Source organism: Clostridium sp. UMB9555A, from assembly GCF_030222355.1.
Classification (GTDB): Bacteria; Bacillota; Clostridia; order Clostridiales; family Clostridiaceae; genus Sarcina; species Sarcina perfringens.
The window spans coordinates 669,394-687,355 of sequence record NZ_JASORQ010000002.1 but is presented as its reverse complement, the minus strand read 5'-3'; the positions used below and the strand labels follow the sequence as shown (position 1 = coordinate 687,355).

The window sequence follows — 17,962 nt, the reverse complement described above, 5'->3', positions numbered from 1 at the left end:
AACTATTTTTTTTAAAAAAGCTTGATTTGGTCTAAAATTAGAATTATAATGTAAACGTATTAAGATATTGGTTTATATATGTATAGATTTAGTTATATAATTTATTTTTAGCCTTCCAGAGCGGTTAAAGGAAGGCTCTTTTTTTATCTTTCTCCAATTAGACATAGTAGTTCATTTGAAAGCAATACCTCTTCAATAGGAGAAAAGGCAGCTTCTTTCATATCTGATATAATAGAATCCTTACTTAAGGCTTCTTTATGCATACCTTCTTTCCAATCAGCAATGAAAATTTTCCCATATTCCTTTAATACTCTATAAGCATCTTTTAAAAGTTCCTTAGGAGATAATAGCTCATGGTGAAGGTTTATCATGACTATTAAGTCAATAGAGTTATCTTTTAATGGAATATGAGTTTCTTGCATCTTTCCAATTTTTAATCTATCACCATAATAGTCTTGAAGATTTATATCCATATAGTTTAGAAACTCATCTGAAATATCAAGGGCATACAAGGTGCAATTAGGAATCTTTTCTAAAAATGCACGTGAAAATAGTCCAGTGCCTGCTCCCACATCAGCAATTTTTGGACAATCATTTAAGTCTAAAATTTTTAAAAGTTCTCTTAAATCTATTAAGTTTAATCTTTCTGGATTATTAAGTTTTTCTAAGTTATCAGGATTAAATTTTTCACTCATAATTTTTATACCTTTCTTATAAGATTTATATACTCTATATTATTATCAAAGTAGTTCAATCTTATTATTTATAATATTGTCTAAAATAAATTTTATATATTTTAATGTAAACATTAAAATAATATTGTGATTTTATCATATTATGATAAAATAATTGAAGTTAGATTAATAGAGTTAATTTTATAGTTAAGTTTATTAGAAGTTTCTTAAACCAATAAATAAAATAACAAAACTTAATGTAATAAAAATAAATTTAATTTTATAATATTGATAATAAGTATTGAAAATACATTAGTGGTATTAAGAGGTGAATTATATTATGAATAATATTGAGAATATAAAAGATATCTTTAGAGATTATAAAATAGGAATAAATGGGGAAGAGGACATGAAAAGATGTTCCGTTTTAATCCCCGTTGTAAATATAGATGGAGAAGATAATATTATTTTTGAAATAAGAAACAATAAATTAAATAGTAATCCAGGAGAAATATGTTTTCCTGGTGGTGCCATAGAAGAGGGAGAGACTCCTAAAGAAGCTGCCTTAAGAGAATGCTTTGAGGAAATTGGTTTAGGAGAAGAAAATTTGGAAATCATAAGCCAATTAGATTTTTATGTTTCACCTAACAACATATTAATCTATCCTTTTTTAGGAGTTCAAAAAAATCAAAAAGAAGATATAAAAAATCTCATTTCAATTAACAAAGAAGAAGTATCTGATATATTATTAGTTTCTTTAAAATATTTATTAAATTATGAACCTGAAATTACCTACAGCAAAATTATAAATATGCCAAAGGAAGATTTCCCTTTTCATAATATAATAGGTGGTAAAGGTTATAAATTTAGAGAGGGAAAATATAAGGTTATGTTCTATAAATATAATAATTTTGTAATTTGGGGAATAACAGCTAGAATATTAGAAAATTTCTTAAATGTATATAAGGAGCATTATAATAAAAAATATTTAACATATTAATTTGGAAATAAACTAAAACTTGTATTAAAACGGGTTGGGGATAAATTTTATAAATATATAGACAGTTTAAAGGAGCGATTAAGTGGACCAAAGAAGTTTAGAGAAAAAGTGTAAGTTCAATAAAAGGGTTATTCTATTTACATTTTTACTTACAATTGCTACATTAATAGCAATTTGGATTTCTACATTTAATTATTATTACAATGAAATTAAATGCAATAATGTTACTATGGAAAAGTTACCCATAGGAAGCTTTCAAGAAGAGTATAAATCTCCAAACAAAAAATATACTATTAATTATTATATATGTAGTTCTGGAGGAATACCTGATTGGGCTGTAAGGTGTGAAGTAGTTAATAATATGAGTGGAGAAGTAAGAAATATATATTGGGATTATAAGATAAAATTAATTGATATAAAATGGATTAATGAGAATATTGTCTCAATAAATGGACATAAGATAGATGTTAAAAATGAGGTTTATGATTGGAGAAAAATATAATTAGAATAAAAAAGACAAATACTCTTAGTATTTGTCTTTTTTAATCACATTCAATAATACGTAAATAACACAAAAGTGCATTAAAAATGAAAAAATAATTGCTTTTATCGATGATAAATTAAGAAAAGAGGGTCTCATCGATAAAACCTTTACATTAATTATAATACATTGTTTTTTAAAATGCAAGAAAATGTTTTCAGAAATAAGAAACTTTTTAGTAATAAATTAAAAAGAATAATTTGTTATTATTATGTATGTAGTATGATCATAAAAATAACTTAAAAAATATTGGTTATTTAGATGTAAAATACATATTTAAGAATTAGTTTACAAATTAATACAACATATGGGAAGGAAAATAGTTTATGGGGTTTTTAGAGAGCTTTGTTAGCTTTATAGTTTATTTAGCTAGCACTTGTGGATACATAGGAATATTTATATTAAACATGCTTGAATATGCTTGTTTACCATTTCCAAGTGAAATTGTATTACCTGCAATTGGAGCTAGTGTAGCAAGTGGTAAATATAGCATGATATATGTTTTACCTATAGCTGTCATAGGAGGAGTAGTTGGTACCCTAATAAGCTATTCAGTGGGAATGTATGCAGGACAAAAAGTAATTTCATTTGTTGAGAGAAAGCATAAAAAAAGTAAATCAATATTTGAAAAAATAGAGAGATTATTTTCTAGGTATGGCAAAATAACAGTTTTTCTAGCTAGATTATTACCTTTTACAAGAACATATATATCACTTTTTGCTGGAGCTGAAAAGGTTAATAAAATTATGTTTGTTATATTTTCAGCTTTAGGTATAACAATAATGGATAGTTTCTATCTTTTATTGGGGTATTTTGCATATGATAATAAATCATTTATAGAAAAAGCTTTAAGACATTATTCAATAGCATTAATAATTATAATAGTAATAGCTATTTTTTCATATTATATTTATAAAAATATAAAATTAAAGAAACTTAAAAAAGAGAATTAAGTTTTATTGACAAGTTTTTTTAAAAAGAGTATATTAAAAATAACACAATGTGGTGTTTAGAGAGCAAAGAAGCTCCATAGGAAATTCCTATGGAGCTTCTTATTTTTTTATAAGTATATTTTTAGAAATAGATAAATTTTATTTATAATTAAAAATTCACCTTAATTATATTAAACATGAAAGATTAACAAGAAATTACTAGTAAGCTAAAAATATATTTATAAACAAGCTCTTACCCATAATTAATAAGAAGAGGGGAGCTAAAAATGAAGAGGTTTAAGATTAAGACAGAAATACTTTTTGGAGAAGGAGCCTTAGATTACCTAAAGGAACTTAAGAATAAAAAAGTTTTTATAGTGACAGATCCTTTTATGGTTAAGTCAGGGACTATAGAAAAATTAACTAATAACCTTACATCATCTGAGGTTTTTGTATTTAGTGAAATAGTTCCAGATCCACCTATTGAGTTAGTTGTAAGTGGAATAGAAATGCTTAAAGATTTTAATCCTGATGTTGTTATTGCTTTAGGGGGAGGGTCTGCTATAGATGCAACTAAGGCAATAATAGATTTTTCTAAAAAATTAGTTAAATTAAATGATATTAAATTTATAGCTATACCAACAACAAGTGGTACAGGCTCAGAGGTTACTTCATTTTCAGTAATAACAGACAAGCAAAAAGGAGTTAAATATCCTTTAGTATCAGATGAATTATTACCAGACATAGCAATTTTAGATCCAGAACTTGTTAAAACAGTTCCAAATTTTATAACTGCCGATACAGGAATGGATGTACTTACTCATGCATTAGAAGCATATGTTTCTAAGAATGCCACAGACTTTTCAGATGCCTTAGCTGAAAAAGCAGCTACTTTAGTGTTTAAATATTTATTAAAAGCTTATGAAAATGGAAACGATATAGAAGCAAGAGAAAAAATGCATAATGCTTCATGTTTGGCTGGTTTAGCTTTTAACGAGGCTTCTTTAGGGGTAAACCATGGTATTGCACATGTTTTAGGAGGAAAATTCCATGTTCCTCATGGAAGAACTAACTCAATATTATTACCACATGTAATAGAATATAATGCTAACATAACAAGTTATAATTCTAAGGAATTTAGTGAAGCAGCAGAAAAATATGCTAAAATAGCTAAAATAGTTGGATTACAAGGATCGAATACTAGAGGATTAGTAAAAAATCTTGTAAATGAAATTAAAAAGATGCAAAAGGCAATGAATATGCCTACAACTTTAAGGGAGTGTAAAGTTGATGGTGATGAACTAAAAAAATTAGAAAGTGAAATAGCTAAATTAGCATTAAAAGATGCGTGTACAGAAAGTAATCCAAGAGTACCAGATGAAAAGGATATAATATCTATTTTAAATAAAATTAAATAGTTTTTTTAAAAGCTTAAAAGTAGGATAAGTATAGTAGAATTTGTCCTTTTTTGGAGCTTATTTTAAAGGGTTTATAAATATATAATTAGTAAAGAATCAATTAAAAGACAAGAAATTTGTTAATTTGACAAAATAATATAAAAAATATGTGAATACATTGACAATTGTATGATTAAATTTTATAATAAAGATATCACAAAGGTGTGATTAAGTTTTAGAGCAAAGTAGCTTCTTAAAGGTATTTCATTTACTTAAAGGTAGGAATGAAACTTTAAGGAGCTTTTTTACTAAATAGTTGTGAAAAGGATTTAAGTAGTTAACAATTTAACGTGGGAAAGTAAGGTGAGAAATATATGGGAGAAGAGTCAAAACAAAGAATTATACAAGAATATGTACCAGGAAAACAAGTTACACTTGCTCATATAATTGCAAATCCTAATGAGGACATATATAAAAAATTAGGTCTTATAGTGGACAAGAAGGATGCCATAGGAATACTAACTATAACACCAAGTGAAGCCTCTATTATTGCGGCAGACGTTGCTACAAAGGCTTCAGGAGTTTCGTTAGGTTTTATAGATAGATTTAGTGGGTCTTTAGTAGTAACTGGTGATATAAGTTCTGTTGAGTCAGCCTTAAATGAAGTTTTAGATGTTTTAGGTAACATTCTAAATTTCTCATCAACTAAGATTACGAGGACTTAATATATGGGAAGAGTAATATTTATGGGGAAGACAGGATGTGGGAAAACAACATTGTGTCAAGCCTTAAACAATCTAGAAATAAAATATAAGAAAACTCAAGCCATAGAACTTTATGATAATGCCATAGATACTCCAGGAGAATATATGGAAAATAGAGGATACTATACTGCTTTAATAGTTACAGCAGCAGATGCTGATATTATAGCTTTAGTCTATGACTGTACTTCAGAAGAAAATTATATTGCTCCAGGCTTTGCAAGTATATTTTGTAAAGAAGTTATAGGTATTATCACAAAGATAAATTTAGCTAAGGATAAGTCAGAAATAGAAGTAGCAGAAGAAAGGTTAAATTTAGCTGGAGTAGGCAAAATATTTAAAGTTGATACAGTAGATGATGTGGGAGTTAAAGAGTTATTTAATTACCTAAACAAATTTTAATTTGAGGTGAACTGTTAATGAAAAGAACTATAGTAATAGTCGATGATGAGCCTATTACAAGAATGGATACAAGGGAAATTTTAGAGGCTAATGGATACGATGTTGTAGGAGAGGCTTCTGATGGTTTTGAAGCAATTGAAGTTTGTAAAAAGTATAATCCTAGCTTAGTTTTAATGGACATAGATATGCCTTTATTAGATGGAATAAAAGCTAGTAAGGTGTTAACTAAGGAAAAATTAGTTGGGGGCATAATATTATTAACAGCATTTGAAGACAAAAAGTATATTGAGATGGCTAAAGAAGTAGGAGCCTTTGGATATATGATTAAGCCTGTAAATGAGAAGGTATTTATTCCTACTGTAGAAATGTGCTTATCAAAGGCAGAAGAATTTGATGAACTTAAAAAAGATTATGATAAAATAAACAATAAATTAAATGATAGAAAGTTAATAGAGAAGGCAAAAGGAATACTTGTTAAGCAATTGAACTCAAATGAGAACGATGCTTATAACAGAATAAGAAAATTAAGTATGGATAGAAGAACTACCATGGCTGAAATAGCAAAAATAATCATTGTTGGTTATGAGGGATAATAATGATTGGAACATTATGTAAAGAATACGCAATTTTAAGTGAAGATGAGATAAATAAGATAAGGGAAGTTTCAAAGTCATTACAGATTATGGCAGACTTTTATGAAAGTGATGCATTTATAGATGTTTTAGATAAAGATGGAAACTTTGCTATTGTAGTAGACCATGCTATTCCAGAAGACAAGCCTTCCTTATATAAAGAAAAAGTAGTTGGAAAAAAAGCTTTAAAAGAAAATGAGCCAGGTGTTATAGAAACTTTAAAAAATGGAACAGTTAATAAAGACATAAAAGCACTAACTCAAGAAAATAAGTTTGTAAAGCAAAGAATACATCCAATTCTTAATGAAGAAAAGGTTGTAGGAGTTGTTATATTAGAAAAAGATATTAGTAATGAGCTTGAAAGTGATTTCAAAATTGATATAAGTTCTGCGAATGAAAGTTCAGAATCAAAAGGTTTTTTAAATCTTCTAAGAGAAGGTACTTTAATAACAAACAATCTTCATGACGGAATACTTGTTTTTGATAAAAGAGGAAAGCTTGTTATAAAAAATACTAAAGCAGATAATATATATAGTAGTTTAGGATATAAAAGTATAGACTATGGAGATGATTTTAATAAATTGTCTTTAGATAATGCTAAGTTTGAAGATATTTCAAATGTTATTGGTGAAAAGAGTGACTTAAAACAAATAATAGAAGTTCAAGTGAAAAATTCTTATTTTGAATTAAGTAGAACTTTTATAGACAAAGAAAACCTAAGAATAATTGAGATAATAAAAGATATAAGTGATGTTAAAAATAAAGAAGCTGAGTTAGTTTTAAAATCAGTGGCATTAAGAGAAGCTCATCATAGGGTTAAAAATAGTTTGCAAACAGCAGCTGCATTACTTAGAAGTCAAAGTAGAAGATGCAAAAGTGATGAAGCTAAGGAATATTTACAAGAGAGTGTAAACAGAATACTTGCTATTGCAACTACTCACGATTTATTATCTAAATCTCAAGGCAGTAATGTTAAGGTTAGAGATGCTCTTGAGGTACTAACAGAAAACATAAAGAAAAGTTGGTATGGATCTAACATAAATATCTATATAACAGGAAATAATTTCTATATAGATGGAGAAAAGCTAACTGGATTACTCTTAATAATGAATGAACTTATACAAAATTGTTTTGATCATGCATTTATTAATAAAGATGAAGGCACAATACAGGTTCTTATACAAAGTGATGGAGAAGATAAAGCCATAGCTGTTGTAGATAATGGTTGTGGATTTGACTTAGGTTTGATTAACAATAATAATTTAGGATTATTCATAGTTAATAGTTACATAAAGGATCAACTAAAAGGAACTATGAATATAACTTCTAATAAAGAAGGAACAAAGGTACTATTAAATTTTAAAATTGAAGAAGATAAAGAATGTAAATAACTATGAACTGCGAAGTAGTGGTTTGAATTGAGCAATGAGGCTTAAGGTTATAGAAGATAAAACTTAGATTTTTAAATCAGGTTTATTTCTGTAGCTTTAAGCCTTTTTAGTTCTTTAAAATAATTATCTAAGTTAAAGAATTTAATTATAAGTTGATATGAAAAATAACAGCTTATGAATTTTTAAAAATATTAAGGAGGTGAAAGGATGAGAGAAGAACTTTTAAGTGTTGGAATAGATATAGGCACAAGTACAACTCAGCTTATATTTTCTAAGTTAATAGTTGAAAATGAAGCATCAGCTTTTACCGTTCCAAGAATAAGCATTGTAGATAAGGAAATTATCTATAGGAGTGAGGTTTATTTTACACCACTTATTTCAAATACTGAAATAGATGGAAGAAAAATAAAAGAAATTATTGAAGAAGAATATAAAAAGGCTGGAATAAATAAGGATGATATTCAAACTGGTGCAGTAATAATAACAGGGGAAACAGCTAGAAAAGAAAATGCAAACGATGTATTACATACATTGAGTGGATTTGCTGGAGATTTTGTTGTGGCAACAGCTGGACCGGATTTAGAAAGTATCATAGCTGGAAAGGGTGCTGGAGCACATATTTATTCTAAGGAACATTCAACCAGTGTTATAAATATTGACATTGGAGGAGGTACAAGTAATCTTGCACTTTTTTTAAGAGGTGAAGTTAAGGACACTGGATGTCTAGATGTAGGAGGAAGACTTATAAAGATTAATCCAAATACAAGAGAGATAATATATATTTCACCTAAAATAGAAAAAATAATAAAAGAAAAGAACTTAGGTCTAGAAATAGGGACTAAGGCAACACTAGAGAATATTCAACCAGTTGTCAATATGATGGTTGCTTGGTTAGAGGAAAGTGTTGGCTTAAGACCTAAGGATGAATACTTTGATTACATAGTGACTAATAAAAATATAGACTTAGAAACTGAGATAAAATGCATATCCTTCTCAGGAGGTGTTGCAGATTATATATACTATGAGGGAGAAATCCAAGACTATTTTAAATATGGAGATATAGGAATAATACTAGGACAAGCTATTAAAAATTCAGATTTATGCAAGAAGCTTAAAGTAGTAAAATCTATTGAAACCATAAGAGCAACTGTTGTGGGAGCTGGCTCTCATACAACAGAAATAAGTGGAAGTACAATTACTTACACAAAGGATAGTTTCCCAATAAAGAATTTACCAATATTAAAGCTTAGTTTAGAAGATGAAAGTCAAGGAGCTTATGAATTAGAAACAGCCCTTAAGAAAAAAATAGAGTGGTTCAGACTAGAAAATGACTTTCAAAAGATAGCAATAGCTATTAATGGTAAAAAGAATCCGTCCTTTAAAGAGATACAGGAATATGCAAAAGGTCTTGTAAATGGAATGAAGGATTTGATTGAGAAAGAGGGACAACTAATAGTAGTTGTTGAAAATGATATGGCTAAGGTTTTAGGACAAGCAATATATTCCTTACTTAATTTCCAAAAAGAAATTATATGTATTGATGGCATTAAGGTTGAAAATGGAGATTACATAGACCTTGGAACACCAATTGCAGATGGGAAAGTATTACCTGTTGTTATAAAAACATTAGTTTTCAACTAGTTGGAAGGAGGATAAGAAATGATTTTAAAAACAAAATTATTTGGAAAAGTCTATGCTTTCAAATCTTTAAATGAGGTTATGGCTAAGGCAAACGAAGAGAAATCAGGAGATAGATTAGCTGGATTAGCAGCAGAGTCTTCAGAAGAAAGAGTAGCAGCAAAGGTTGTATTATCAAATATAACTTTAGAGGATTTAAGAAATAACCCAGCAGTTCCTTATGAAATAGATGAGGTAACTAGAATAATTCAAGATGATGTAAATGAAAAAATATACAATGAAATAAAACATTGGACAGTATCTGAATTTAGAGAATGGATACTAGATGAAAATACAACAGGTGCTGATATAAGAAGAATTTCAAGAGGTTTAACTTCTGAAATGGTAGCAGCTGTAGCAAAATTAATGTCTAATATGGACTTAATATATGGAGCAAGAAAGATAAAGGTAACGGCTCACTGTAATACAACAATAGGTGAAAAAGGAACTTTATCTGCAAGACTTCAACCAAACCATCCAACAGATGATCCAGATGGAATAATGGCTTCATTATTAGAAGGATTAACTTTTGGAGTTGGAGATGCAGTTTTAGGATTAAACCCAGTTGATGACTCTGTTGAGAGTGTTACTAAAGTATTAAAGAGATTTGATGAAATAAAAAGAAAATTTAAAATACCAACTCAAACTTGTGTACTAGCCCACGTAACAACTCAAATGGAAGCTATAAGACAAGGGGCACCGACAGACCTAATATTCCAATCAATAGCAGGTTCTGAAAAGGGAAATGAAGCTTTTGGATTTAATGCAGCAACTATAGAAGAAGCTAGACAATTAGCTTTAAAACAAGGAACAGCTACAGGTCCAAATGTAATGTATTTTGAAACTGGACAAGGTTCAGAACTTTCATCAGATGCTCACCATGGAGTTGACCAAGTAACTATGGAAGCTAGATGTTATGGATTCGCTAAGAGATTCCAACCATTCTTAGTTAACACAGTTGTTGGATTCATAGGACCAGAGTATTTATATGATTCAAAACAAGTAATAAGAGCAGGTCTTGAAGATCACTTTATGGGTAAATTAACAGGAATACCAATGGGATGTGATGCATGTTATACAAACCACATGAAAGCAGACCAAAATGATATAGAAAACTTAGCTGTATTATTAACAACAGCAGGATGTACTTATTTTATGGGAATTCCACATGGAGATGACGTAATGCTTAACTATCAAACTACAGGATATCATGAGACTGCTGCTTTAAGAGAAATGTTTGGATTAACAGCTATTAAAGAGTTCCAAGATTGGTTAGTTGAAATGGGATTCGTAGATGAAAATGGAAAACTTACTAAAAAAGCAGGAGATGCATCTGTACTTTTAGGATAGGAGGGAGAAGAGAGTTATGAACGAAAAAGATTTAAAACTAATGGTTGAGCAATTAGTTAGCCAAATGGTTGGACAAGTTGATATGCAATCAGTAGAAAAAGTGGTTAAGGAAGTTTCAAAAAATCAATCTCAAGTGGAAAGTGATGAGTTTATACCAGATATTACAGATATAGATATAAAGAAACAACTTTTAGTTGATAATCCAGCTGATAGAGAGGCTTACTTAGAAATGAAAGCTAAAACACCAGCTAGATTAGGTTTAGGAAGAGCAGGAGCTAGATATAAAACTATAACAGCTTTAAGAATGAGAGCTGACCATGCTGCTGCACAAGACTCAGTATTCTCAGATGTTTCAGAGGAGTTTATAAAGAAAAATAATTTAATACCTGTGAAAACTATGTGTACTGATAAGGATGAATATGTAACTCGTCCAGACCTTGGAAGAAAATTCTCACCAGAAACAATAGAGGTTATAAAAGAAAAATGCGATAAAAACCCTAAGGTTCAAATTATGGTTGGGGATGGTTTAAGTTCAGCTGCAATAGAAGCTAACTTAGAAGATATTCTTCCTTCAATAGAACAAGGATTAAAAATGTATGGTTTAAACGTTGGGCCTATATTATTCGTTAAATATTGTAGAGTTCCAGCTATGGATGCTGTAGGAGAAGCAACTGGAGCAGATGTTGTTTGCTTACTAGTTGGAGAAAGACCAGGTCTTGTAACTGCTGAGTCAATGTCAGCATATATAGCATATAAACCAAAGGTTGGAATGCCAGAAGCGAAGAGAACTGTTATATCAAATATTCATAAAGGTGGAACAACTGCCGTTGAAGCAGGTGCTCACATTGCAGAGTTAATAAAAACAATGTTAGATAAAAAAGCTTCAGGAATAGATCTTAAATAATAAGTTTGGAGGGAATTAAGCATGAAAAATGATTTAATACGTCCTAATGTTTTAAGCGTTAAGATAATATCAAATGTTAGTCGAGAAATGGCTAAAAAATTAGAATTAGAACCACATCACAAGAGTTTAGGTTTAATCACAGCAGATTGTGATGATGTAACTTATACAGCTTTAGATGAGGCTACAAAAGCAGCAGAGGTAGATGTAGTTTATGCTAGATCAATGTATGCTGGAGCTGGAAATGCTTCAACAAAATTAGCTGGAGAAGTAATTGGTATCTTAGCTGGACCAAGTCCTGCTGAAGTTAGAAGTGGATTAAATGCTACTTTAGATTTCATTGATAGTGGAGTTGGATTTGTAAGTGCAAATGAAGATGATTCAATTTGTTACTATGCTCAATGTGTATCAAGAACTGGATCATATCTTTCAAAAACAGCAGGAATAAGAGAAGGTGAAGCTTTAGCTTACTTAGTAGCTCCTCCATTAGAAGCAATGTATGCTTTAGATGCAGCATTAAAGGCTGCAGATGTTGAAATGTGTGAATTCTTTGCACCTCCAACAGAAACAAACTTTGCAGGAGCCTTACTTACAGGATCACAATCAGCATGTAAAGCAGCATGTGATGCCTTTGCAGAGGCAGTACAATCAGTAGCTAGTAATCCATTAGGATTCTAATAGGCTAAAGATATGGGAAAAGCTTTAGGATTAATAGAATTTATAGGATATGTACCAGCCATATGTGCTGCAGATACAGCCTTAAAAGCTGCAAGTGTTGATTTGATTGGAATAGAAAAGGTTACTGGAGGAATTGTAACTGTAAAGATTACAGGAGATGTAGATGCTGTACAAGCTGCGGTGGAATCTGCTGAAAATTATGCAAGTAGAATTGGAAGTTTAAGAAGTGCTCATGTAATTCCAAGACTTGATGATGAGGTAGAGAATCTTTTAATGAATAGTAAAAGTTCAGAAGAAGAAATTCAAGAGTTGGAAGAAGATATTAAAGAGGTTTGTGAAGAGATAAGAGAGGAAATTACAGAAACTATTATAGAGGAAACAGAATCTAAAGAAGAAAGCCTACAAGAAGATGTTGTTGAATATGTTAAAAATGTTAATGATGAAGTAGAAGAAATTTCTGAAAAAATAGAAGGTGAATCTCACTTAGATGAAATAGAAGTTTTTGAAATCTCTCAAAATAAAGAAAGCTCAAAAGAATCTTTAGAAGAAGTTATTATAAAACCTGAACTGATAGAAGATAAGGAAGAATATTCAGAGGATAAGACCACAGAGAATAAAGAAGCTGATTCTATAGATATAAAAGAAATATCTAAAATGAGTGTTAAGGAATTAAGAAAGAAAATAAAATCCTTAAATATCAACATAACTTCTAATAAACTTAAGTCTCTAAAGAAGAAAGATTTAGTAGATATATTACTAAAATATAATGAAGAAGGTGACAGTTAATGGAGTTTTTAGATAAAGACTTAGTTTCCATACAGGAAACTAGAGGGCTTATAAGAAAGGCTAAAGAAGCTCAAAGCAAGTTAGCCCGTATGAGTCAACAAGACATAGACAGAATCGTTAAAGCTATATCTGATGCTGCTTATGAAAATTCTGAAAAACTTGCTAAGATGGCAAATGAGGAAACAGGATTTGGTAAATGGGAAGATAAAGTATTAAAAAATGTTTTTGCTGCAAGAACAGTTTATGAATCAATAAAGGATACAAAAACTGTTGGAATAGTAGAGGAAAATGTTGAAAAAAGAGCATTTAAAATTATGGTGCCAGTAGGAGTAGTTGCAGGGCTTATACCATCAACAAATCCAACTTCAACAGCAATCTACAAAGCTATGATTTCAATAAAGGCTAGAAATGCAATTGTTTTATCACCACATCCAAGTGCGAAGAAATGTATTATTGAAACAGCTAAGATAATAGCTAAGGCTGCTGAGAGAGCAGGCTGTCCAGAAGGAGCTATAGGATGCATTACAGTACCTTCAATAGAAGGAACTAATGAACTTATGAAGAATAAAGATACTTCATTAATCCTAGCAACAGGTGGAGAAGCAATGGTTAGAGCTGCTTATTCATCAGGAACACCGGCTATAGGTGTTGGACCAGGAAATGGACCAGCCTTCATAGATAAGAGTGCAGATGTTAAGTTAGCAGTTAAGAGAATATTAGATTCTAAAACTTTTGATAATGGAACAATATGTGCTTCAGAACAATCAATAGTAGTTGAAAAAGCTATGGAAGATGAAGTTGTTAGAGAATTAAAAGAACAAGGAGCTTACTTCTTAACTGAAGAACAAGCAAATCAACTATCTAAATTTGTAATGAGAGCAAATGGAACTATGAATCCACAAATAGTTGGAAAAACTCCTCAAGACATAGCTAAATTAGCTGGTTTAGAAGGAATTCCATCTTGGGCAAGAGTTTTAATTCCAAGAGAGTGCCATGTTGGACATAAGTATCCATTCTCAAGAGAAAAGTTAACAACTATTTTAACTTTCTTTGTAGAAGAGAATGTAGATGCTGTATTAAATAGATGTAGAGAAATATTACTAAATGAAGGAGCTGGACATACATTCTGTATGCATGCAAATAATGAGGAGCTTGTTAAGAGATTCGCATTAGAAATGCCAGTTTCAAGAATGGTAGTAAATTCACCAGGAGCTCTTGGTGGAATAGGAGCTACAATCAACTTAGTACCTGCCTTAACATTAGGATGCGGTGCAGTTGGAGGAAGTTCTACATCACACAATATAGGACCATTAGATTTAATGAACACAAGAAATGTAGCTTATGGAGTTAGAGAACTTGAAGATATTAGAGAGTTAGCTGTAGGAGCTACAAAGGAAGTTGCTGCAAGTTTAGACTTAGGTGACAAGGAAGAGTTAATAAACTTATTAGTTAAGAAGATTATTGAGGAGCTTAAGTAAGTTTTAAGATAATTTGATTCTAATATAAATTAAAGACTTATTTAATATTATAGATAATTTTCATTACATAGAAATGAAAAGATATAAAAATGATTAATATGTTTTAGTCTTAGGAAAATTAGATCTTAGGACTAAAGCGATATTAAAAGTCTAGAGGAATTTCTTTAGGCTAATAGATAAATATAAAATTTAAATGATTCAAATTAATAAAGACGTAAAAATACTATAATACTAAAGACTTTTTAGTTAAAAGCAATATGTGAAATATTAACTAAAAAGGTTTAAAATTAAATTAAAGACAAATTAAAGTCTAAATTAAAAAATTAAGAAGGATATTTTGAGGAGGAATTTGTTATGGCAAACGCAAACGCATTAGGAATGATCGAAACTAGAGGATTAGTAGGAGCAATAGAAGCTGCTGACGCAATGGTTAAGGCTGCAAATGTTCAATTAGTAGGAAAAGAACAAGTTGGTGGAGGATTAGTAACTGTTATGGTTAGAGGAGATGTTGGAGCTGTTAAAGCTGCTACTGACGCTGGAGCTGCTGCTGCTGAAAGAGTTGGAGATTTAATATCAGTACATGTAATCCCAAGACCACACTTTGAAGTGGATGCTATATTACCAAAGGCACCAAAAGCTGAATAATAAAAAGTTGTAATTAGGGGTTGCATAAAGAGTCTTTTATGCACTCCTTTTATACATCTAATAGGGGATGTGATAAAATGGCTGTTTTGACAGAAGGTGAGGTAAGAAAAAGATTAAGTAGAGAAGACCTAAAAGCTTTAAAAGAATTTAAGGTTGTAAAGGGAGAAATAATAACTCCATCTGCAAAGTCTTATTTAGCTGAACATAATATAAATTTAGTTTATGTTAATTCTGAAGAAGAAAAATTAAATAAAGAAACAGAACCTAAAGAGATAATAAGAGAAGTCGTTAGGGAAAAAGAATACAAGTATGAAACTGTTTTTGGAGCCAAGTTAGATGAAAAGCCAGAGCATATGACACAGCTAACTGGAAATCTTCTTGTATTTAAAGATCATAAGAGAATAATATTCAGAGGTAAGATAGATTCTCTTGAAGCAAGAATTGTTGAAACACAAATTCTTTGTCATAAGCAAGGAATGAATAAACTTGTAGAAGATCTTCAAGAAATACTAACTCTTATAGGAAGAATATTGAGATGCGAGGTTTTAAGTGAGCCTTTAGAAGGTTTTTCTCTTCAAGGAATGACAGAAAAGGATCTTAGAGAAAAATCACATAACCCTAAAAAATACTTTGGTATAGGACATGAAATGCCAACTTATGAAATGGGTGAAATAGTGGCTGCACTAAATATTTTAAGAACTTTAACTAGAGAAACAGAGCTTTCAGCTTATGAAGCTTTTAAAGGTGAATATGGACAAGTTGAGAGAGAAGATTTAATTAGAGCTTTAAATAGACTATCCTCAGTATTTTGGATTATGATCTTTAAAGTTAGAACAGGAAAGTACGAGAAATAGGAGGAAGCTATGGACAATCTATTACAGGACATTATAGAGGAAGTAGTCAGAAGGGTTAAGGATGAAGCTTTTATAGAAGTTGAAGCTTCAGGTAGACATGTTCATTTAACTAGGGAGCATATAGACATATTATTTGGAGAAGGACATGAGCTTACTAGAATAAAAGATTTATCTCAACCAGGTCAGTATGCTTGTAAAGAAAGAGTTACTATATCAGGGCCTAGAGGTAAGATAGATAATGTTGTGGTTTTAGGACCACCTAGAAATGAAACTCAAGTGGAAGTTTCATTTACAGATGCTCTAGTACTAGGATCTATACCTCCAGTTAAATTAAGTGGAGATTTAGAGAATACTCCAGAAATAACAATTTCAACAGAGAGAGCTTCTATAGCCTTAAATAGAGGGCTAATGGTTGCTAAAAGACATATACACATGACACCAGAGGATGCAATAAAATTTGGTGTTAGTAACAATGAAAGCGTAAAAGTTAAGGTTTTAGGGAAAAGACCTTTAATATTTGATGATGTAATTGTAAGAGTTAGCAAGGATTACAGAACATTTATGCATATTGATTACGATGAAGCAAATGCCTGCGGATTTTCAAAGGGAACCTTTGCCTTAATTGTTGGAAAAGATGAAAAATAATAATTTAAGATAATAAGCTTATATATTAAGTTAAAAGTTAATTATGCTTTAGAAAGCTTCGTACTAATTTAATGATATAAAAGGTTTTAAAGAGTTATCTTAATTTAGTATAAAAAGCTTTTGTAAAGGATTATATAGTTTAACAATCTAAAATCTTAGGAGCATTTAAATAATATTTTAGGTGATGTAAGTGAGAGGAAGCCTCTAAATGAAAGGGGGTAAGGATAATATGGACTATGAAAAGTTAGTTGAATTTTTAGTAGATGAAATATACAAGAGAATTCAAGAGGAAAATAATAAAAGCAATTCTTTAGAAAAGAGAAAATCCATTGTTGTAATTGGAGAGAGTAATGTAAGTTTCTACAGAGAAGCCTTAAAAGGATTTGATATTAATCCATTAACATCAGAATGCAAAGATTGCGACATACTACTTATATCAAAGCTTTGTATTAAGGGACTTAGCAACATAGCTCAAGGAACATGTACAACAAAGGCAGAAAATTTTGCTTTAGAAATGCTTTTAAAAGGTAAGAAAGTTTATATTCTTGAGGATGGTATTGAGTACAGAAAGTACAGAAATACAGCTCCAAAAGTTTTATACAATAAATATATTAAGTTTGAGGAAGAGCTTCTAGCTTATGGCATAGAGGTTATAGATGATTTAAATAGGATTTCAATAGAAAGCAAGGATGAAAAAGTTTCTTTTAGTGGGATTAAAGAAGAAATAAGTAAAAATCTTTGTTTATGCAGTGAAAATAAGGTTGAAGGAAAGTTGGACTTAGAGACTACTGTTATTGCAGATGAGTTCACCATAAATCTTTCAAATAAGAAATTAGTATCAGAAAGTGATTTAAGAAAGCCTCACATAAATGGAGTAAGAACCTTAATAGTTGATAAAAAGGCTATAATTACTCCCTTAGCAAAGGATTATATTCGTATAAATAATTTAAAAGTTGTGCTTTCTTAAAGTAGCTTACTCTTTAAAATATGGATGATTTTTGTTTATGAAGATAATTAAACTTAAGAGTCATCCATATTTAAAATAATGAACTTATTACTTATTGTTATTTGTGAAAATAAGTTTATGTGTGTAAATTTTTTAGATATCTTAAATTTTATTTAGAACATCTAGTATTCAAATATATTTTTAGTTATAAGTTCAAGCTATCAAATCAGAGATTTTAAGTCTAATTAAGAAACTCATTAATTAAGAGAGGT

19 protein-coding genes are annotated in these 17,962 nt (G+C 30.0%); 18 read left to right on the top strand and 1 reads right to left on the bottom strand.

Annotation, left to right across the window (positions count from 1 at the left end):
• Positions 1–143: 143 nt before the first annotated feature.
• Positions 144–695: a class I SAM-dependent methyltransferase gene (locus tag QP548_RS08515; protein ID WP_061426919.1), complete on the bottom strand. Its 552-nt coding sequence runs from the start codon at positions 693–695 to the stop codon at positions 144–146.
• 319 nt (positions 696–1,014) lie between these two features.
• Between QP548_RS08515 and QP548_RS08510 the strand changes: the two genes are divergently transcribed.
• The 18 genes from QP548_RS08510 to QP548_RS08425 all read left to right on the top strand — a co-directional run bounded on the left by QP548_RS08510 (position 1,015) and on the right by QP548_RS08425 (position 17,711).
• A complete protein-coding gene (locus tag QP548_RS08510) occupies positions 1,015–1,674 on the top strand; it encodes an NUDIX hydrolase (protein WP_061426921.1) in 660 nt (219 codons plus the stop codon).
• 82 nt (positions 1,675–1,756) lie between these two features.
• Positions 1,757–2,176 carry a DUF5412 family protein gene (locus tag QP548_RS08505; protein ID WP_061426923.1) on the top strand — a complete coding sequence of 140 codons (420 nt, stop codon included), beginning with the start codon at positions 1,757–1,759 and terminating at the stop codon, positions 2,174–2,176.
• Between the two features lie 365 nt (positions 2,177–2,541).
• Complete coding sequence (locus tag QP548_RS08500; RefSeq protein WP_061426926.1) at positions 2,542–3,168, top strand: DedA family protein; 627 nt, start codon at positions 2,542–2,544, stop codon at positions 3,166–3,168.
• Between the two features lie 266 nt (positions 3,169–3,434).
• Positions 3,435–4,565: a 1-propanol dehydrogenase PduQ gene (locus QP548_RS08495; protein ID WP_061426928.1), complete on the top strand. Its 1,131-nt coding sequence runs from the start codon at positions 3,435–3,437 to the stop codon at positions 4,563–4,565.
• 353 nt (positions 4,566–4,918) lie between these two features.
• Positions 4,919–5,269 (top strand): ethanolamine utilization microcompartment protein EutS, encoded by a 351-nt coding sequence (gene eutS, locus QP548_RS08490; protein ID WP_003453843.1) that lies wholly within the window; start codon positions 4,919–4,921, stop codon positions 5,267–5,269.
• Between the two features lie 3 nt (positions 5,270–5,272).
• The gene (locus QP548_RS08485; protein WP_061426930.1) at positions 5,273–5,707 is read left to right on the top strand and encodes a EutP/PduV family microcompartment system protein; all 435 of its coding nucleotides are present in this window, start codon (positions 5,273–5,275) and stop codon (positions 5,705–5,707) included.
• 17 nt (positions 5,708–5,724) lie between these two features.
• Positions 5,725–6,300 (top strand): ANTAR domain-containing response regulator, encoded by a 576-nt coding sequence (locus QP548_RS08480; RefSeq protein ID WP_061426932.1) that lies wholly within the window; start codon positions 5,725–5,727, stop codon positions 6,298–6,300.
• Between the two features lie 2 nt (positions 6,301–6,302).
• Entirely contained in the window at positions 6,303–7,730 is a 1,428-nt protein-coding gene (locus QP548_RS08475; protein WP_061426934.1) for a sensor histidine kinase, read from the top strand.
• 207 nt (positions 7,731–7,937) lie between these two features.
• The gene (gene eutA / locus QP548_RS08470) at positions 7,938–9,371 is read left to right on the top strand and encodes an ethanolamine ammonia-lyase reactivating factor EutA (RefSeq protein WP_061426936.1); all 1,434 of its coding nucleotides are present in this window, start codon (positions 7,938–7,940) and stop codon (positions 9,369–9,371) included.
• Positions 9,372–9,389: 18 nt separating this feature from the next.
• Positions 9,390–10,757 carry an ethanolamine ammonia-lyase subunit EutB gene (locus tag QP548_RS08465; RefSeq protein WP_004457163.1) on the top strand — a complete coding sequence of 456 codons (1,368 nt, stop codon included), beginning with the start codon at positions 9,390–9,392 and terminating at the stop codon, positions 10,755–10,757.
• 16 nt (positions 10,758–10,773) lie between these two features.
• Positions 10,774–11,661 carry an ethanolamine ammonia-lyase subunit EutC gene (gene eutC, locus QP548_RS08460; RefSeq protein WP_061426938.1) on the top strand — a complete coding sequence of 296 codons (888 nt, stop codon included), beginning with the start codon at positions 10,774–10,776 and terminating at the stop codon, positions 11,659–11,661.
• A 21-nt stretch (positions 11,662–11,682) separates the two neighbouring features.
• A complete protein-coding gene (gene eutL / locus QP548_RS08455) occupies positions 11,683–12,336 on the top strand; it encodes an ethanolamine utilization microcompartment protein EutL (RefSeq protein ID WP_061426940.1) in 654 nt (217 codons plus the stop codon).
• 12 nt (positions 12,337–12,348) lie between these two features.
• Positions 12,349–13,122, top strand: coding sequence for a BMC domain-containing protein (locus QP548_RS08450; RefSeq protein WP_061426943.1), 774 nt, complete (start codon positions 12,349–12,351; stop codon positions 13,120–13,122).
• Positions 13,122–14,600, top strand: coding sequence for an acetaldehyde dehydrogenase (acetylating) (locus tag QP548_RS08445; protein ID WP_011590426.1), 1,479 nt, complete (start codon positions 13,122–13,124; stop codon positions 14,598–14,600). Before QP548_RS08450 ends, QP548_RS08445 begins: the two co-directional genes overlap by 1 nt.
• Positions 14,601–14,954: 354 nt before the next feature.
• Positions 14,955–15,245, top strand: a complete 291-nt coding sequence (gene eutM / locus QP548_RS08440) for an ethanolamine utilization microcompartment protein EutM (RefSeq protein WP_003453976.1) — start codon at positions 14,955–14,957, stop codon at positions 15,243–15,245.
• A 77-nt stretch (positions 15,246–15,322) separates the two neighbouring features.
• On the top strand, positions 15,323–16,099 hold the full coding sequence (locus tag QP548_RS08435) for a cobalamin adenosyltransferase (protein ID WP_061426945.1): 777 nt from the start codon (positions 15,323–15,325) through the stop codon (positions 16,097–16,099).
• 9 nt (positions 16,100–16,108) lie between these two features.
• On the top strand, positions 16,109–16,744 hold the full coding sequence (gene eutD, locus QP548_RS08430) for an ethanolamine utilization phosphate acetyltransferase EutD (RefSeq protein ID WP_003454092.1): 636 nt from the start codon (positions 16,109–16,111) through the stop codon (positions 16,742–16,744).
• 208 nt (positions 16,745–16,952) lie between these two features.
• The gene (locus QP548_RS08425; RefSeq protein WP_061426947.1) at positions 16,953–17,711 is read left to right on the top strand and encodes a TIGR02536 family ethanolamine utilization protein; all 759 of its coding nucleotides are present in this window, start codon (positions 16,953–16,955) and stop codon (positions 17,709–17,711) included.
• Positions 17,712–17,962: the final 251 nt, after the last annotated feature.

Excerpts from the sequence above, each read along its gene's own strand:
- QP548_RS08515 (WP_061426919.1), bottom strand. The coding sequence starts at position 695 with ATGAGTGAAAAATTTAATCCTGATAACTTAGAAAAACTTAATAATCCA.
- QP548_RS08510 (WP_061426921.1), top strand. The coding sequence starts at position 1,015 with ATGAATAATATTGAGAATATAAAAGATATCTTTAGAGATTATAAAATA.
- QP548_RS08500 (WP_061426926.1), top strand. The coding sequence starts at position 2,542 with ATGGGGTTTTTAGAGAGCTTTGTTAGCTTTATAGTTTATTTAGCTAGC.
- QP548_RS08495 (WP_061426928.1), top strand. The coding sequence starts at position 3,435 with ATGAAGAGGTTTAAGATTAAGACAGAAATACTTTTTGGAGAAGGAGCC.
- eutS (WP_003453843.1), top strand. The coding sequence starts at position 4,919 with ATGGGAGAAGAGTCAAAACAAAGAATTATACAAGAATATGTACCAGGA.
- QP548_RS08485 (WP_061426930.1), top strand. The coding sequence starts at position 5,273 with ATGGGAAGAGTAATATTTATGGGGAAGACAGGATGTGGGAAAACAACA.
- QP548_RS08480 (WP_061426932.1), top strand. The coding sequence starts at position 5,725 with ATGAAAAGAACTATAGTAATAGTCGATGATGAGCCTATTACAAGAATG.
- QP548_RS08475 (WP_061426934.1), top strand. The coding sequence starts at position 6,303 with ATGATTGGAACATTATGTAAAGAATACGCAATTTTAAGTGAAGATGAG.
- eutA (WP_061426936.1), top strand. The coding sequence starts at position 7,938 with ATGAGAGAAGAACTTTTAAGTGTTGGAATAGATATAGGCACAAGTACA.
- QP548_RS08465 (WP_004457163.1), top strand. The coding sequence starts at position 9,390 with ATGATTTTAAAAACAAAATTATTTGGAAAAGTCTATGCTTTCAAATCT.
- eutC (WP_061426938.1), top strand. The coding sequence starts at position 10,774 with ATGAACGAAAAAGATTTAAAACTAATGGTTGAGCAATTAGTTAGCCAA.
- eutL (WP_061426940.1), top strand. The coding sequence starts at position 11,683 with ATGAAAAATGATTTAATACGTCCTAATGTTTTAAGCGTTAAGATAATA.
- QP548_RS08450 (WP_061426943.1), top strand. The coding sequence starts at position 12,349 with ATGGGAAAAGCTTTAGGATTAATAGAATTTATAGGATATGTACCAGCC.
- QP548_RS08445 (WP_011590426.1), top strand. The coding sequence starts at position 13,122 with ATGGAGTTTTTAGATAAAGACTTAGTTTCCATACAGGAAACTAGAGGG.
- eutM (WP_003453976.1), top strand. The coding sequence starts at position 14,955 with ATGGCAAACGCAAACGCATTAGGAATGATCGAAACTAGAGGATTAGTA.
- QP548_RS08435 (WP_061426945.1), top strand. The coding sequence starts at position 15,323 with ATGGCTGTTTTGACAGAAGGTGAGGTAAGAAAAAGATTAAGTAGAGAA.
- eutD (WP_003454092.1), top strand. The coding sequence starts at position 16,109 with ATGGACAATCTATTACAGGACATTATAGAGGAAGTAGTCAGAAGGGTT.
- QP548_RS08425 (WP_061426947.1), top strand. The coding sequence starts at position 16,953 with ATGAAAGGGGGTAAGGATAATATGGACTATGAAAAGTTAGTTGAATTT.